This window comes from Pontibacter silvestris, from assembly GCF_020907275.1.
Lineage (GTDB): Bacteria > Bacteroidota > Bacteroidia > Cytophagales > Hymenobacteraceae > Pontibacter > Pontibacter silvestris.
The window spans coordinates 101,792-119,541 of sequence record NZ_JAJJWI010000017.1 but is presented as its reverse complement, the minus strand read 5'-3'; the positions used below and the strand labels follow the sequence as shown (position 1 = coordinate 119,541).

The window sequence follows — 17,750 nt, the reverse complement described above, 5'->3', positions numbered from 1 at the left end:
TTTTCTCTACTTCAAAACAGTTCTAATTTCTGGGGAGCTGACACATATGCTGCAGCTTTTATACTTTCACAGTACAGGAAGCACTCTTAAGTGCGTTTAGTACATCATCGGTAACTTCTCCGAATAAAGATATACCACTGGCTCCGTTTTGCAGGGCATATTCCATTCCTTGCTGCAACTCTAAATTACTTTTGAAATCTGGTAAAAAAAGTCCGGCATATAGAGGAAAGCGACCCGCCAGAAAGTGCACACCCTCTGTTACGGCATCACCAATCCAACGTACATCTTCTTTATAAAAGCCATGGTAAATCATGGGACATACGCCAGTAAGGTTCCAATTAGTCCAGTCTTGCCGTACAATGCGCCTGGCCACTTCCGGCGTAGGGAAAACGGCAGCGGTAATGGCTTTTTTGTTTTCATTGGCAACAACAGCTAGCCTATTCACAATTTTATTTACTGCATTGTAACGAAACAGCCGCCACGATAAGCTTGCCTCCGGATACTCAATATCTTTTATATCTTCTCCTCGCCACTTTTTAAACTTTGTGCGGCATACATCACAGTAGCAGTAATCGTACTCAGGCAACTCTTTTGTTTGCTCAATATTATAATTTTCCCAAAGATTGACCGGCAGTATCACATCACAGAAACGCACATAATCCAGGTGAATCCCATCAACATAATCGTTACTTAAAATATTGCGCACATCTTCTTCCAGGTACTGCTGCACCTCCTCCCGGGACGGGCATAACCACCGGTAATAATCTACATATGGAGGCTGGTCGGCACAGGATTCTCCTTTGCGATTACGGGCGTACCACTCCGGGTGTGCCTTCAGTAGTTCTTTCTCGCCCCGGTTCATCGTCCACATCCAACGGTGCGCTTCCATCTTTTGGCTCTTGGCAACACGAAAATGCTTTTCACTATCAGCTTCAAAAAAAATGCCCCTTATACCTGCTTCATAAAACTGCTTGTACTTTTTCTGAAGATCAGCTTCATTATCGTCGTGGTTCGGATTGATCCACACCCAGTGCTTCCAGCTTTTCTTTTTACTGTGGCTGTTGCTTTTACCAATAGCTGATACAGGCATGCTTGCAGCTACTCCAGCCATTAACCCAGCTTTGAGGAAGGTTCTCCTTGTTCTCATAAAGTATTATTTAGCTTTTGAATTAGTCCCTCTTGGTTAATGCTCCATAAGGCACGATCAGGCCCTTGAATGGTTGCCATAAACTGATGTCTGGTTGCTTCCAACCGCAGTTGGTTCACCTGCTTTTCGACCACAACCTGGCCGGCATTGCTGAAGCCAAGCATAGCCAGTGAAGTTGCATACTGTTTATGTTCTTCATAATATGCTTTCTGCCTGTAATACACCAGCCACAGGTAGTTCCTTTGCATTTCAGTATAAGGTAAAGAGACAGCAACTGCTTTACTTCCTACTTTCTGACGGGTGAACTGTAAATACCCCCAACGCTCAGGATAGTGCATATTTATTACTCCCTGAGGCGACCATACCCAGTTATGTTCTGGTAAAGAGCGCCCTTTACTATCTTTCCTTTTTATATACTTACCTTGCCGGATATCAGTATCCCATTCTACCCTTGAGAAGTTTATCCTCCATAAGCTTCCTTCCTCTGGTATTTTTGTTTCGTTTCCTATTGTTAGAGACCGGAAAGGGATAGCCATCTCAACAGTCCAACCTGTATCTGTATCACTAGGGTTGTTCATAGTCCCCTGTACCTGCACTGCTGATTGGAGTTTATCCAAGTTCCAAGGAATCATGGCTCCGCCACCATTTCTATAAGGTTTGCCCATAAATAAATCGAAAATGGTGTTGAATGCATTTACCTCAATTTCATAGTATTGATGCGTACTATTTTCCGGATTTATAAATACTTCAAAATCATTATCATGAAAGATAATTTCGTCACGTTGTTTGAGTGTAGCCCACACGTGCGGCTCTTTTATTTCAGCAGCTATAAAAAGATGTGTGTTGTTCCACACCATTTTCACGCGTGTGTCAAAAGCAGGCTTAGGTTGAGCATCGCCTTCAATATCTATAAACTCCTCAGTCCAACTAGTAACTTGCCAAACATCATCATTTATGTCTCCATCAATTACAGGAGCTTTATCAGCAAAAAAAGCAACATAGCTTTTAGGTTTTGTAAAGAGAGGCTCCAACCCCTCAAACGGCAGCGACTGTGCTTTACTTTCCCCATATAAAAGCAGCACAATAAGCAGCAGTAAGCTAACTGGGAATTTAGGTAAAGGTGTGTTCATATTTGCTCTCATAGGTTTTGGTAATACAAGAGGACACTAAACAGTTATACTATGGCAGAGGCAATTAGCTAGTAAGACACAGTTTGCACCTGCCACCTAATGTACTCAAGTAAACAAAATGCGAGATTACGGCTGCCTAATGCCAGCCAAAGAAACTTTAGGGGCAACTCAAGCCCTACCTCACTCTCCTAAAGAAGATAACTGAATAGTATTTTTCACTCTGAAATCAGTTGTTAGCCTAATATCTTCTGAAGATGCTCCCACCATTATAGTAAATTCACCAGGCTCAACCATCCATTGCATCTTTGTGTCCAGCAGCATCAGGTCCTCTGCATTTAATGTAAGTTCTACAGCTTGCTGTTCCCCTGCCTTTAAGTGAATCCGTTGAAACTTCCTCAGTTGCTTTATTGGCGTAACCGTTGAACTGACATTGTCTCGCAGGTATAGTTGCACCACTTCATCGCCATCGCGGGTACTTGTGTTTTTCACATTAAAAAGCACTTGTGCCTGTACATCATTTTGGTTTTCAGAAATATTAACGTGAAGGTCGCTGTACTCAAATGTTGCATAACTCAAGCCATGACCAAAACTGTACAAAGGCTTGGCATCTGTTTCCACATAATCATGCTTAGCAGGTCTTTTAAAGTTATAGTAAACAGGAAGCTGCCCTACATGCTTCGGCACAGAAACAGGCAAACGTCCGGCAGGGTTATAATCCCCAAAAAGCACATCAGCTATGGCATTACCACCTTCCTGCCCTGGGTACCAGGCATCCAGTACGGCAGGTACATTGGCATTAATCCAGTTCAGGTTAAGCGGGCGGCCTTTTATGAGTACCACCACCACAGGTGTTCCAGTTTTAACTATCTCCTGAAGCAGCTCCAGTTGCTTGCCTAACAGATCAAGTGTAGCACGATCATATCCTTCCCCGCTTTCCATATCGCTAATCATTTCAGTTCCTGCAGCTCCTGTGACGGTAGCAGCGCCTGTGCTCTGGTATTCAGTTTTAAAATCGCGGGCACTGGAACCTCCTAATACCACCACGGCTACTTCTGCATTTTGGGCAGCCGCAACAGCCTCTGCTATACTTGCCGTAGTTGTATCGCGAATAGCACATCCTTTCACATAAGTAACTTTGGTCTTTGAAGATACTTTACCTTTGATACCTTCCAGAACTGTTACAATGTTATTTTCAGGCTGAGGAGCGGTATAATCACCTAATTGGTTGTACATATTATCAGCATTAGGACCAATAATGGCAACGCTCTTGAGGCTTTTGCTTAGCGGAAGTACCTCCCTTTCATTTTTCAGTAAGGTGATAGACTCCTGCGCCACCTGACGTGCCAGTTGTACATGCGCAGGACTTTTTACCACCTTTGTCGCTTTTTTAGGATCTACATAAGGGTTCTCAAAAAGCCCCATTTCAAACTTAAGACGCAACACCCGGCTAACAGCCCGATCAAGAACCTTTGTAGATACAGAACCAGCTTTTATAGCATCCAGTAAAGCTTTGTCATAGCCATAGCCACTTAAGTCTGCATCTAAACCTGCATTTAAAGCTAAGGCTGCTGCATCAGCAGGTGTGGCTGCAACATGATGGCTGCTTACCAAACCTGAAATACTGCCCAAATCAGAAACCGTAAAACCATTAAAGCTCCACTGCTTACGCAAAAGATCATTTAGCAGGAATTCGTTTGAAGAACAGGGTACTCCGTCTATGGAGTTATAAGCCGTCATAACAGACAAGGCCCCAGCCTTTACCGCTTCACGGAATGGAGGCAAAAAACTTTGGTATAACTCCCGGTAACCTGTGCTGATGCTCCCCCCGTTGTGTCCACCTTCCGGCACTCCATATGCCGTAAAATGCTTCAGCGTGGAAATAACATTAGCACCACTCTTCAGGTTATCCCCCTGAAAGCCTCTTACCATAGCTACTCCCATCTGGCTGTTCAACACAGGGTCTTCTCCGTACGTTTCTTCCACACGTGACCAACGTGGCTCCCGCGCCAGGTCCAGCACAGGACCATAGCCAATGTGGGCTCCCTGTGTACGCGCTTCAGAAGCAATTGCAGACGCCATACGCTGAATCAGGGCAGGATTCCAGGTGCTGCTTTGCCCGATAGAAGTAGGAAAAACAGTCGTACCAATAGCCATGTGTCCATGTGGGCACTCTTCTGCCAGCAATAGCGGAATACCTAAGCGCGTGTGTTCTACAACATACTTCTGCAGTGCATTAGTTGCTTCTGCTGCCTGAGCAGGATGTAAACCAGTTGTCAGTGTTTTCTTCGTCCAGGGGTCGGCCCGCAGGGTTGCCCAAAGCATCCCAATGTGGCGTTCCTCTACAGCTTTTTTAAATTCGGCACTTGCTGTTACTTTATTTCCCTGTTTCTGATACATTTCCCAACCTAGCAAGGTAGATAACTGCCCAACCTTCTCCTCCAGCGTCATTCGCCTTAGTAAATCCTTTACTCTTTCTTCTGTAGAAGCTTTGCTGTTTTTATAAAGAGGCTTGCCCCCCTGCGCATAGCTAGCTGTGGCACAAATAAAGCTAAAGCCAATAATAATGTACTTGATCATGTCTGATTAGTGTTGAAAAGCAACTCTGGTATTAGTCACTCTTAAGAAGATTACTCCAATTGCTGGTAAACCTTTATAGTCAATTCGCTTGTGCTCTCCTATTAAAGAACCTCCTCCAAAATTGGCTTTACTGCAGTTTTAAGTTCTTTTTGTAGCACATCGTTCTGCTGCTCCAGTACTACTACCTCATTTTTTCCTTTTTTAAGCCAGCAACCCGGTAAGTATAGCGTTTGCTGTGGCCCCACCTTCCAGTATCGGCCTAAGTTATGACCATTAACAAATACAATACCCTTACCCCAGCCCCGCATATCCAGGAACACATCCCCTGTCTGTTTCAGATCGAATGCTCCAGTGTATAAAGTTGGTCGGCCTTCTTTGTTCTTGGCAGAGTACTTCTCCAGATCCGGAACCTGATCAAAAGGAAGCTTATACATACTCCAGCCACCTGTTATTGCGAAGTCATTGATCAAAACCGGAGAAATGATACCTTTCGTGTTGTTCACTATTTCAGCACCATAGTTAATTCGTCCCATATTTTCCACCAGCAACTCGAGTGTGCCATTGAAAGGGACTTGAATGTCCATTTCATAGTTATTATCCTGTCGGTTAAGCTCTCCTATTTTCTTCCCATTTACATAAACGGTGGCATAATCGCGGAGGCCTTTTACCTGCAGCTTTCCTTGTACCGGCTGATTGAAGCGCTTGCTGTAAAGCACGTAACCATGCCCCTGGTTTAAATCTTCAAAGGAAAGTGGTGTGTCATTTATGACAGGTTTTATTTCTTTTTTCAGATCAAACATGTCTACAGTTTTGGTTAACTGAATAGCCGGAACGGTGATAACAGGAATCTGTGCCGGCACTTCCGGAATCTTATATTTCACATATTTTTTCATCAACTCCCGGATAGCTGTGTATTTTGGCGTTACCCAACCTGCTTCGCTTACAGGGGCATCATAGTCATAACTGGTAATATCGGGCTGAATATCGTGTTCTTCATTATAGTTGGCCCCAGAGGTAAAACCAAAGTTAGTACCACCATGCACCATATAGAAGTTGAAGTGCACATTGTTTTTGAGGTATGTTTCCGTCTGTTTCGCAATTTGATCTGCTCCAACGCGAACAAAAGGTTCAGCCCAGTGGTCTAGCCAGCCAGGGTAGAACTCCGCTACCATATAAGGGCCTTTGCCCCCATTATATTGGTTTACCGCTTTCTTAAGGTTCTCAATGTTTCCTTCGCCATTGGCTGTTGGCAGAGCACCTGCTGTAGCTCCACCTTCAAATAACCACGTACCATCAGAAGTAAAGAAAGGCCCTTCAAAACCAGCATCAGTTAATTGTTTTTTAATAGCAGCATTATATTTACGGTGCTCTTCCAACGGTATATCTTCCCGCTGCGACACATAAGAGCCAAACTCATTCTCTACCTGAGTCATAATTATCGGGCCCCCTTTGCTTACCTGCAGGTCTTTTACCTGCTCTGCCAGCTTATTTATATACACGTTGCAGGAGTCCAGAAAGGGTTTGTTATTAGCGCGTATCACCAACTCTTTATTTTTTTGCAGCCACCAGGGGTAACCACCAAATTCCCATTCTGCACAGGCATAAGGTCCCGGACGCAGTATAACAAAAAGCCCTTCTTCCTGAGCTGTTTTAATGTATTCTGCCAGATTCCTGTTACCTGTTTTGAAATCCCAGACACCTGGGGCTGTGTTATGATAGTTCCAGAAAACATAAGTAGCCACCGTGTTCAAGCCCATTGCTTTCATCATCTTCAGACGATGGCGCCAGTATTCTTTTGGGATACGGGCATAGTGCATTTCACCGGAGTGAATTTGTGTTGCCTTGCCATCGTACAGGAATTCTCCGTTCTTGATTTCGAAAGTGTGTTTTTTCTGAGCGTTTACAGAAACTGTAAGTGACAGTAAAATAAATAACAAGCTCTGTGAGAGCCGTAATTTTAAACGAAACATAGGTATGCTAATTATTGATGAAATCATATATGTGAATGAGGTGCCTTCCGCTCCAGATTATATTTACCTATTTTTAATCTAAAGTAAACTTTAAATTAGTAAACTTCTATATTAGATATAACCGGGCTAGCTTTTGCATCAGTAATTTTGATGCGAATCTTATCAGTAGTGACCGGGGTTTCCAGTTTAAGAATGCGCTTAAAACCAATGGTAGTAGCATTCGCAACAGACTCCCATGCGTTGTGCTGCCACACCTCCACAGAGAAAGATTTAACGCGTTGGCCTAGTTTAATGTATTCCTGCAGGAGCACGTACTTTACTGCTTGCTTTTTGCCTAAATTAATTTCTACTGTGCCCGTGTTTATCCCGTCAGCTGTTGCCCAATAAGTTTCTTTATCTCCATCTGTAAGATTTGCAGCGGTATAAGCTTCTGCATTCCCACGAAAAGAATCAGCTTTAACTTTTGCCTGCGCAGCAAAGTTCTCCTTAAAAGCACTATCTATGAGCCGTTTCCATTCTTTGAGTGCTTTCACATCATTTTCATGAATGAGGCCTCTTTGGTCTGGTGGCACATTTAAAAGTAAAGTAGAACCACGCCCAACGGAGGTGAGGTATATTTCAAACAGGTCTTCTGGTGTTTTTACCAGCGAGTCTTCTTTGGCATGATAGAACCACCCCGGCCTGATTGAAGTATTTACTTCCGCAGGAATCCATTTATTGCCATCTTCAGCACCTGTGTTCAGCAACTCTTCAATACCAAATTTACCAGCATATAATGTATCGTTGCTAATTGTGTTCCAATTCGTTTCTCCTCCTATACCTTTCTCATTACCACACCAGCGTAAATCAGGCCCGCCATCGCTAAAGAACAACACTTGCGGGTCTGGCTGTAGTTGCCTAACCATGTTTAGTGTAGTAGGCCAGTTATAGTAAGTAGAACGGTCTATATTTCGGGTCTCTCTGGCTCCGCCATAGTACCCATCGCCTCCGTTAGCTCCGTCAAACCACATTTCAAATATGGGTCCGTAGGCTGTAAATATTTCTTTAAGCTGATTGCGATAATATGCAATGTAAGAAGGTTCTCCATAATCAGCACGGTTTCTGTCCCAGGGAGAAAGATAAACACCAAACTTCAGTCCATGTTTTTTTGCAGCATCAGCTACTTCTTTCACCACGTCTCCCTGTCCATTTTTGTAGGGGCTGTTTTTAACAGAGTGCTCTGTGTATTGGCTAGGCCATAAGGCAAAGCCATCGTGGTGTTTGCAGGTTAATACTACACCTTTAAAACCTGCCTCTTTCAATGTACGCACCCATTGGTCAGCATCTAACTGAGAAGGGTTAAATATAGACGGGCTCTCGTCACCATATCCCCATTCCAGATCAGTAAACGTGTTCGTCGTGAAATGAATAAAAGCATTCATCTCCATCTCGTGCCAGGCTAATTGTGCATCGGACGGCACAGGATATACTGGCTGCGGAGGAGCTACATTATAACTTGATGTGGAAGTATTACCTGTCGAACAGGAAAAAAAAGTGCTGGCAAAGGCATAAGCTAATAAAAGCCGGCTGTATTTCTCCATCAATAATCTCTGGCTTCTTTAAAACTACTAAAACTAAGTCGAATATTTTGTGGTAAATGCGGGGCTTCTATTTATCTACCGTAAACGAAAATGCTAAAGCAGGATAAGTCCCTTTCGAGCCTGCTACATAATTAGGAAGGAAAACTTTTACCTTATCCCCATCCTTTACCCACTTTACAACTTTTCCGTTTTGTAAGAGTTTCATTTTACTGCCGCGTTTTGGTGCATTGCCAACCCATTCTACTGTCGCAGGAACTGTCTCTCCTTCTTTTATACAGGCAATAGCATAGCGTACTCCTTCTTTTCCCTGTGTGAAATAGGTACTGCCATCCTGGAAATGTTCTGTTGTACGTGTACTGTAAATAGCATCCCCATTCGCATCCAGCCACTTCCCTATCTCAGCCATACGCTGCACAGCTTCATCAGGCAGTGTGCCATCAGGTTTTGGTCCCACACCCAGCAGCAAACTTCCTCCTTTAGCTACTACCTCTACTAAAGAATGAATAACTTTGGTTGATGACTTAAACTGATCGTTTGGTACATAACCCCAATTATTGCCAAGCGTCAGGCAACTCTCCCAGGGGTTATCTATTTTATTTTCCGGCACACGCTGCTCCGGCGTCTGGTAATTTTCATAAGGTCCATGCACGGTACGGTCTACTATAAGCAAACCTGGTTGCGCTTCTCGTGCCATGCCGGCGATGCGTGGCATATCTACTTCCTGGCTAAACTCTGGTATAGGAGCCCCCCATGCGCGTACTTCATCATTAACAGTTTCCAGTGGCCTTACCCATCCCCCATCAAGCCACAGAATATCCATCGACCCATAGTCATGCATCAACTCACTAATCTGATTATAGGTAAACTGTTTGTACTGATCCCAGCGCCAGGCATGCTTCCGAATGTCATAGTTTACGTTGCGATCAGGAGTAGCATATTTAGGCCACCAGAAATATTCTGAATGCCAGTCTGGTTTTGAAAAATAGGCACCAATCATAAAACCCTCCTTACGAAAAGCATCAAATACATATTTTGCTACGTTCGCCCGTGGATTATTTTTGAAGGGCCCATTGGTAATCTTAAAGTCCGTTTCTTTTGTATCGAACATGTTAAAGCCATCATGGTGCTTTGTCGTAAACACCAGGTAGCGCATTCCGGCATCCTTTGCTGCACTGGCCCACTGCTCCGGATTGAAGTTTACAGGATTAAAATCTTCACTAAGGCCCCAGTACCATTTTTTGTAATCTTCATACGCAATGGTGCTGTCCCTTTCTATCCAGTCTTCGGAGCATATCTGCCATGACTCTATGATACCTGGCACTGCATACAGCCCCCAGTGAATGATCATGCCAAACTTCTGATCACGCCATTTCTCAAGCTTTTCCTTTACTAACTGATCAGTGGGAGCTTCGTATTCTGTTGACTGCTGATGTATTCCCTGTTGTTGAGCACTGGCAGGTACAGCCAGCTCTAAACTTAAAAGCGACAGGATAAAGAAACATTTAGTTAAGGTAAACTTTAAGAAACGGAACGACATGAACTTATTAGTTTTAAAATAATTTTATCAATTAAGCTATTCAAGTATTTTTTATAAGCTACGGCTGTACAACTTGCTGGCCTTTTTCTATGCTCCAGTCGTTACCATAAAACCCTGCTACCTTTACTCCTTTCTCACCATCTCTAAGCATGTCCAGTGAGAAAACCATATAATCAGGAAAGCCGCTGCCTCCAGCAAAGTACTGGTTTGCATCTGCGGCCTGCATACCTTTCAAACCAGTTCCGGTGATAACTGCCACAGAAGCTATATCACTGTCTGCACGAGGCCACATAAAGTAAGCGCCAATATTATCTCCTTTATATTGCTTACTTCCGACTTTTATATTATCCCGCTGCACTTGAATAGGGCATTTAGCTAAAAGCTTTTTCCAGGCTCGGTTCGTGTTTGCATTGCCATAGATTACAACTCCCCTATCGGCATAAGCAGCAGGTTTAAAGTCTTTATCAGAAACAATATCGACAGCTCCATTTCCCCGGTAGTACCATACTTCTGCATCATAGCGGGCTTTGTTATAAGACCATTCGTTTTCTTCGGGGCTGCCAGCAGTACTGTAAACCAACACCATTCGGTGGTTAAAAGGCTCTTTAAAAGTACCGTTACGGGTGGTTCCCTTCTCATTAAGCTGAGGTGTCTTTCCTATTACCCAATTGTTGCTTCTGTACAAATAAAGCACATCGCTAGCAGAGTTTACCTGATACTTTACAGACGTGCCTCCATCCAACGTTATACTTACGTTGTCTCCTTTCCGAAAATCACTTAAGTTAATGCTTAATATACTAACGTTATCAGTAGTACCGGTAATGTTCTTCTCTGCCTTGTTTCGGTCCAGCATTACCCGGCTATACTTTAGGGGCTGCTGTTGTTGCAGGACTGACACCCAATGATAAGCTGATGAAACGGCCGGATTGGCTGTGCTGAAGTTAACCTTATTTACTGCACTGTCATCTGGAATCGTATGCCACTTAAAGTACTCGAATAAAGGCTTCCAGTCTACGCTTTCATTGCCAAACCAATGCGACCCACCCGGATATTCATAGTAACTGAAATCTTTGTGAAATGAGGCCAGTAACGTTTTCATTTGACGGGCATAGTCCACCGATACAACTTTATCGCTATCTCCATGATGGATGTAAACACCGCCTGCATCGTAGTTACGGGCCAACTCCAGCACATTGCTCGGGTTGCTTGCCTGTAACAATAAGCTTTCTATACCTGACTTGCCAGCATCCGGTATTTTACCGTCGGCAGAACCATAGGCAGAAAGTGTAGGGTAACCGGCACAGGGTGCAATAGCAGCCCATTTGCCCGGATAAGTTGCACCTAAGTACCAGGTGCCGTGGCCTCCCATGGAGTGGCCGGTGAGGTAAATCTGCTTCGGATCAGGCTTAAACTTTGCTTTGGCAATTTCAAATACCTCCAAGGCATCCAGCCTGCCCCAGTCTTCCCAGTTAAAGCCACGTGGCCGCCTGTTGGTGGGGGCAACAAGCGTTCCCCAGTCTTTTTGCTGATAAGCCCTGGCTTGGCCTATCGCTTCAACCCCTGCTCCATGCACCGACAGGAACAGAGCCGATTTATTGTTAGCTATTGCGTTGGCCTGAGGAGCCACACCGTAATACTGTATACTTCCGTCTATGTCACTTACAAAAGTGTTGCTGTAATGCTCTCCTGCCTCAACAGCTTGCAGCATAACATCCTGCTGATCTAACACTTTTCCTTTTTGTAGTAAGCTAATATTTGATGCGTATTCTCCTTTTTGCCTTATACCTGAAGGATCTATTCTAAACCCAATCTTACGCGTTGTCATAGGAGGGATAGTGGGCACTGCCGTTACCATCTCTTTTCTTTCTAACTGGCTTTTAAACTGCAGGTTTGTTAATGGTTGAGCTGATGCGTTGATAACAACTAAGGCTCCCCAAAGCGGCTCTTGCTGATTGCCTACTACAATGTTAGGTAAAGTAGGATCTTCTTTATTGATGATAACAGACTTTGTAGCAGGAGAAATCTTCGCTGATATTCCACCCCACGCAGAAAACCTGGATCCTCTTATATATAGTTCGTTTGTTCCTTTTTTAAGTTGCACAGGCAGGTACAACCATCCATCGCTGTAGATGTCTCCTGTTCGGGGCTGTCCATTAAAGTATACCATGCTGTGTCCGGATATATTTAACAACGCTGTCTGCTCCCGGTCCGATTCGTAAGTCAGGTAAAGGTAGCCGTTCGCAAGCTCTCTGCCTTTAAACTTGTTTGTACTGTCTACCGCTATGGCATGCCAGACAGATTTTGTGTTGTTATCACTGGTATAGAAACTTTGTCCTTCAGAGGGCTTTTTTAAACTGCTATTATAAAGCTGATAAGCCAGTTGGTCTGTATATAAAGCCTCTCTTCCATATTGATGACAATCTTCTACAACCAGACCTTTTGTAAATTGAAAGGCTTTCTGTGCTTTAACACCAACAGAAAACATGAAGAATAATACAAAGATTATACTCTTATTCTTAATCATTATCCTTTTATTTAATTATAATACTTTTCATTGTTCATTAATCAACTACAGTCAGTACCCCATCTCATATAGCTGGTAAGACAAGTAATTCAATATAGAATTATATAGCCCCAACACTAAACTGTTTTATAAATACAGTAGCCTTTATGGAACTGTTGTTTGGCAGTACAAGCTGTAAATAAAAAAGAGAGGCTACCAAAAAATTCAGTAACCTCTCCGAAATTCAACTAATCTATATCCCAAAATATTCTTCCTGTACGCACATCACTTGCTCTAACAGCCTGATAGTTTTCGCTGTTATAGGCGTTCTCACTGCTTGGGTACAACAAACGTGTAGGTGGAGCCTCATAGCCTGACAAAGTAGCCGGCATAAAAGTAAGCTGAGGATAGTTTGTTCTTCTGTACTCAGACCAGCTTTGAACGGCTTGTAAAAAGCCGAAGTGTACCCATTTCTGCGTCCATATTTTTGCCAGCTTCTCTTCCTGAGCCCCAGTATAAGCTACTGAAGGGCTTGCCAGGAAGGCTTCCATTTCCTCAGTTGTTGGAGCAGTTTCTTTGGTTCCGGAACTGGAGCTGGTGTTGTTCAGGTTATAATAAAAATCAACAGATTGCTGTAAAGCCAATTTGTAGGCTTGCTCCGGATCTCCTCCGCCCCATCGTTCAAAAGCTTCAGCTTTAAGAAAATTCACCTCTGAGGCCGTTATAACTATACCAGGTATGTTACTGTTGAACAGGAAAGTAACCGAGTCAAGAATAGCAAAATCTTCTCTTCTTTGCGTTTGTGTCTCAGAACCAAAGGATAATGGCATAGCCTTAAACTCTGCGTTCTGTACAAACACTTCGTCTACAGTTCTGCCATACTTGTCAAATAAAACTTCTATACGAGGATCATTGGCTGGCTTCAATACCTCCTCCAGCATGTACTCTGGTGCAGAGAAACTACCGATCTCAGTTAAAGCAGCGTTCAGGTTATCTATATAGTTGGTAAGAGGAGCCAGTAAAATATTATACTTTGTCTCGTCAACTAACGGGTACTGTGAAGGATTACTGAGTATCTCCATGATTTCCTGCTGAGCGGCGGCCTCATTTACAAAAGAAGTACGCATTAGCAAGCGCAGGCGCAAGGAATTTATATAGCGTCTCCACATGTCTACGTCTCCGCTCAACATTATATCCTGTTTCTGGAAAGCTGGTGTTGTTTGTGCCGAAGCAAAATAGGTTGAAGCTTCTTCCAGACCAGTTAGAATAGTATTGTACACATCTTCCCCATCATCAAACTTGGGTCTCACCACAGTGCCAGTCAGGTTTAGACTGCCTGCTTCGCTGAAAGGAATGGCTCCCCAAAGGTCTACCATCTCAGATGCTTCATCCAACATAACCACTCTGGCAGCCTGCACAATAACTTCTGCTGTGGCTTTTTCAGTATCTGATAGTTCAGAATAAGCGGCTTCTATGGCTCTATAATGGGCCATAGCGCCGCCCCCATCACCGCCAGGTCTGTAAAAGTCGTCCCAACGGTTCTGAACATACCCCGGGTTTTGCTGGTACATTGTATTTGAGTTCTGAAAAGACAACGACTGTGTATACACTCCCGGCTGTACGGCAACAAAGGTCCTGATATCCCAATAAGAAGGGCGCACACGGTTGTTGTCCAGCATTTCAGTAAAAAAACTTCCTATTGATGCCTGCGTAGTTTGTTCCGGGTTATAAAAATCTTCCTCCAACTGATCTTTACAGGCTGTCAGGCTTGTAAAAGCTGTTGCAAAACCAACTATATAAATGAATATCCTCTTCATAATAAAATCATATCAAGTATTAAATCACCAATCATTAAAAACTAGCATTGATCTGGAAACCATAGCTTCTTGTGGCAGCACTAGAACCTTCGTCTATACCTTGTCTGTACCACTGGGTACCAATCGGAGCTTCAGGGTCAAGGTTTTCAAGTGTTCGCCAGAAGTAGAACAGGTTTCGGCCCACCAATGACACACGCAGGTTCTGGAATTTAAACTTCTGTGCAACGGCTTTAGGAAGATTATAACCTAACACAACCTCACGCATTTTCACAAAGCTATTGTCAAACACAGAACCTTTGCTGTTCCAGGAATCTGCACCCCAGGCAAACGTGTTCATGTAATAAGTAGCAGCATCTACAATGGTGCTATTCTGCTGTCCTTCCTCTGTCACACCATCCAATAATACGCCATCGTGGTAAACAGTGCCTCCATTTGGAGCTGTGGCGCTATGGTTTGGCAGAAGGACTTTATTATCACTGGCATCGATATAGTAAGGTAAGCCTCCGTTAGCTTCGTCACGGTACTGCAACGTGTTTTCGAACATACCTGCACCGGTAGCATATTTAAGAGGTGTAGATATAATTTGTCCGCCCAGGCGATAGTCAACCAAAAAGTCTAAAGAAAGGTTTTTATAAGATAAAGTGTTAGAAATACCACCTACTACTTTAGGAAGAATGTTGCCGGCCTTTTCGTAACGGGTTTTGTCTATTACATACAAGCCATCACTATTTATAATGTAGTTTCCTGCTGCATCTGTTGCACGTGGAAACACATAAATATCTCCTATAGTCTCACCAACCCTTGCTACTAACCGCACTGAACTTTGCTCTGCATCATAAAATACCAGCTCTTCCAATCCTTCATTTAAGCTATGTACTTTGCTGCGGTTAAAGGCAAAATTTAACCGGGTATCCCAGTTGATGGTACCTGACACCGGTGTAGCGTTTAATGCTAGTTCCCAGCCATGGCTACGTATTTCGCCCACATTTGAAAGCCTAGAGGTAGCCCCTGTACTAGTTGGCAGAGATAAATACAGAATCTGATCTTTGACTCTACTATCATAGTATGAAAGGTCAAGCCCTATTTTATTGTTCAGTATCTTTGTCTCCAAACCAAATTCTGATTCATATTTGTTTTCAGATACTAGGCTTTCATTTCCATAAGTGGCCTGAGCACTTAAAGATGGTACCGGACCATTGATAGTTTGTAATGGAGTTTGGCTATAGGTAACATTTGCGCTGTAATATGACGGCGCATTACCCACCACACCATAAGAAGCCCTGATTTTACCATAGCTCAGGAAAGTTGGCAGCATAAATGCATCGGTAAACACAAAACCAGCATTTATGGAAGGATAGAAGTAGTTATTGTTAGCTGCTGGAAGTGTAGAGGTATACTCCTGTCTGCCTGTTCCTTCTATATAAAGATAGTCTTTGTAGTTAAAGCTTAATGTTCCCAAATAAGCGTACTTGGTTACTTCTGCCCGCGAAGCAGAGGTAGTAGCTAAGTTGAAGGAGTTGTTTATACTAAACCAGTTTGCAGTTGTTAATCCGTCTCTGGTACCAGAAGATTGATCACGATAACTTTCTTTTCTTCCCTGAAAACCTCCATTTACTGTAAATTCAAGGTCATCTGTTATATTATTCGTATAAGATAGTAAGGCATCTCCATAGAAAGTAGCATAACGACCTTTAGACGTACCAAAATATCCTGTACTGTTGTTCTCATTAAATGCAATTGGATACTCGTTGTATTGGCGGGTTTCAATAGCTCTGCTGGTAAAATCATTACCAACCCGCCCTCTTAAACGCAATCCTTTTGCAATCTCATAATTGATGGTTGCACTTGTAATCAAACGGTCTTCATATTCCTCTTCGCTGTTCCTTAGCTGATTCCATAGGAAGTTTAATACTTCTGGTCTGATGTTATAAGCCAACGCTTCCTCCGGATTACGGTCAGTTTGAGTTGGCAACACATATTTATAACCCTCTGATGTCTGGTAATTATTTAACCACACTGACATATCTTCTGAACGGCCTAAAAAGCCATCAAAAGAGGCTGTCAGACGATTAATCTGCATTGGGCGGTTTTTCACATAAGTGTTCACATAGTTTGCCACGATGTCAGCACTTAACCGATTATTAATCTTAAACGTGCTGTTAAGGTTGAAGGTGTTGCGGTTCATCTCACCACCTCTTTGCACACCTTCATAATCATTACGGGTATACGAAAGTCTGTAAGATGCCTTATCTGTTTGATTTGAAAGCGCAGCATTAATAATGGAACTGTAACCTGTCTGGTAGAAATCTTTATAATTATCGGGCTGAGGAGAGTAAGCTCTCATCGTTCCATCCCACCAAGGCACAATCTGCCCCTCCATTTTAGGCCCAAACTGGCCATATGCCCTGAAGTTAGGGCGCAAACTTTCCTCTACTCCGTCCCCGTCTAAATCAACAGGTATCCAGCCCTCTTCGGTAGCGCCAACAGCCAGGTTTGTAGCTCTGTCGTAGCCTGGCCCGTATATATTCTGGTAATTAGGCGTGAAAGCTACATTCTCTATGTTATAAGTGTAGTTAACATCTATTCCTAAACCTTCTCTTTGTGAACCTTTTTTAGTAGTGATGACAATGACACCACTCGCAGCATCAGAACCATAAAGTGCTGTGGCGCTGGCACCTTTTAGCACCGTTAGTGTTTCTATATCCGAAGGATTTATATCTAAAATACCATTCCCTCTGATTCGTTGGTCATCCCAGTATCCTCCGTTATTAGCACCACTAGCTCCTCTTTCGTTGTTATTTCTAATTAGCACACCATCTACTACATACAAAGGCTGTGAGTTGAAGTTAAGAGAGTTAATACCACGTATCTGCACGTTTACACCACTGGTTGCCCCACCTGGCGCCGTAGTAATTTTAACACCAGCCGCTTTACCATACAGCGCCGATGCAAAGTTTGTATTACCGGCTTCTGTCAGTTCCTTGGCACTTACTGTACTGGTGGCATACCCCAGCGCTCTTTGCTCTTTTGAGATACCCAAAGCAGTTACTACTACCTCACCTAATGCTTTCGCATCATCAGCTAGTGCCACATTTACAGTAGAGCGGCCACTAATAGGCGCTTCTTTTGTTGTATATCCTATAAATGAAAAAACCAAGGTACCGTCACTACCTGGCACCTGAAGTGAGTAATTACCATCTACATCTGTAGCTGTACCAGTAGATGTACCTTTTAAAAGCACTGTAACCCCTGGTAGAGGCTGCTGCTTTTCGTCCGTCACTTTTCCTTTAATTAATTGCTGTGCCCATGCTATCTGACTACAGAAAGCCAGTATGACACTAAAAAGAATAGAACTGTACCTGTTCCTCATTGTTTTGTAGATTTAGTGAATAATGGAGTAAGATGTAAGCTAATATTAGAACTATCTTATATTGAAGTTTCAAACAGAACACTTCCAACGCATGGCAAAGCCATTCAAGACACTAAGAG

9 protein-coding genes are annotated in these 17,750 nt (G+C 43.2%); all 9 read right to left on the bottom strand.

The features are described 5' to 3' along the window. Positions 1-58: 58 nt before the first annotated feature. On the bottom strand, positions 59-1,147 hold the full coding sequence (locus LN995_RS15710) for a family 10 glycosylhydrolase (RefSeq protein ID WP_229962033.1): 1,089 nt from the start codon (positions 1,145-1,147) through the stop codon (positions 59-61). After that, a complete protein-coding gene (locus LN995_RS15705) occupies positions 1,144-2,277 on the bottom strand; it encodes a carbohydrate-binding family 9-like protein (protein ID WP_229962032.1) in 1,134 nt (377 codons plus the stop codon). Before LN995_RS15705 ends, LN995_RS15710 begins: the two co-directional genes overlap by 4 nt. Positions 2,278-2,457: 180 nt before the next feature. Next, entirely contained in the window at positions 2,458-4,854 is a 2,397-nt protein-coding gene (locus LN995_RS15700) for a glycoside hydrolase family 3 N-terminal domain-containing protein (protein WP_229962031.1), read from the bottom strand. A gap of 101 nt (positions 4,855-4,955) precedes the next feature. Next, positions 4,956-6,824 (bottom strand): beta-galactosidase, encoded by a 1,869-nt coding sequence (locus LN995_RS15695; RefSeq protein ID WP_229962030.1) that lies wholly within the window; start codon positions 6,822-6,824, stop codon positions 4,956-4,958. A 95-nt stretch (positions 6,825-6,919) separates the two neighbouring features. Beyond that, complete coding sequence (locus LN995_RS15690) at positions 6,920-8,404, bottom strand: alpha-L-fucosidase (protein ID WP_229962029.1); 1,485 nt, start codon at positions 8,402-8,404, stop codon at positions 6,920-6,922. 67 nt (positions 8,405-8,471) lie between these two features. Continuing rightward, positions 8,472-9,941: an alpha-L-fucosidase gene (locus tag LN995_RS15685; protein WP_229962028.1), complete on the bottom strand. Its 1,470-nt coding sequence runs from the start codon at positions 9,939-9,941 to the stop codon at positions 8,472-8,474. Between the two features lie 58 nt (positions 9,942-9,999). Next, the gene (locus tag LN995_RS15680) at positions 10,000-12,465 is read right to left on the bottom strand and encodes a carboxylesterase family protein (RefSeq protein ID WP_229962027.1); all 2,466 of its coding nucleotides are present in this window, start codon (positions 12,463-12,465) and stop codon (positions 10,000-10,002) included. 227 nt (positions 12,466-12,692) lie between these two features. Further along, positions 12,693-14,261 carry a SusD/RagB family nutrient-binding outer membrane lipoprotein gene (locus LN995_RS15675; protein WP_229962026.1) on the bottom strand — a complete coding sequence of 523 codons (1,569 nt, stop codon included), beginning with the start codon at positions 14,259-14,261 and terminating at the stop codon, positions 12,693-12,695. Positions 14,262-14,295: 34 nt separating this feature from the next. After that, positions 14,296-17,631, bottom strand: a complete 3,336-nt coding sequence (locus LN995_RS15670; protein WP_229962025.1) for a SusC/RagA family TonB-linked outer membrane protein — start codon at positions 17,629-17,631, stop codon at positions 14,296-14,298. Between the last annotated feature and the right edge of the window lie 119 nt (positions 17,632-17,750).

Coding starts and splice junctions, on each gene's coding strand:
- LN995_RS15710 (WP_229962033.1), bottom strand. CDS start 1,147: ATGAGAACAAGGAGAACCTTCCTCAAAGCTGGGTTAATGGCTGGAGTA.
- LN995_RS15705 (WP_229962032.1), bottom strand. CDS start 2,277: ATGAACACACCTTTACCTAAATTCCCAGTTAGCTTACTGCTGCTTATT.
- LN995_RS15700 (WP_229962031.1), bottom strand. CDS start 4,854: ATGATCAAGTACATTATTATTGGCTTTAGCTTTATTTGTGCCACAGCT.
- LN995_RS15695 (WP_229962030.1), bottom strand. CDS start 6,824: ATGTTTCGTTTAAAATTACGGCTCTCACAGAGCTTGTTATTTATTTTA.
- LN995_RS15690 (WP_229962029.1), bottom strand. CDS start 8,404: ATGGAGAAATACAGCCGGCTTTTATTAGCTTATGCCTTTGCCAGCACT.
- LN995_RS15685 (WP_229962028.1), bottom strand. CDS start 9,941: ATGTCGTTCCGTTTCTTAAAGTTTACCTTAACTAAATGTTTCTTTATC.
- LN995_RS15680 (WP_229962027.1), bottom strand. CDS start 12,465: ATGATTAAGAATAAGAGTATAATCTTTGTATTATTCTTCATGTTTTCT.
- LN995_RS15675 (WP_229962026.1), bottom strand. CDS start 14,261: ATGAAGAGGATATTCATTTATATAGTTGGTTTTGCAACAGCTTTTACA.
- LN995_RS15670 (WP_229962025.1), bottom strand. CDS start 17,631: ATGAGGAACAGGTACAGTTCTATTCTTTTTAGTGTCATACTGGCTTTC.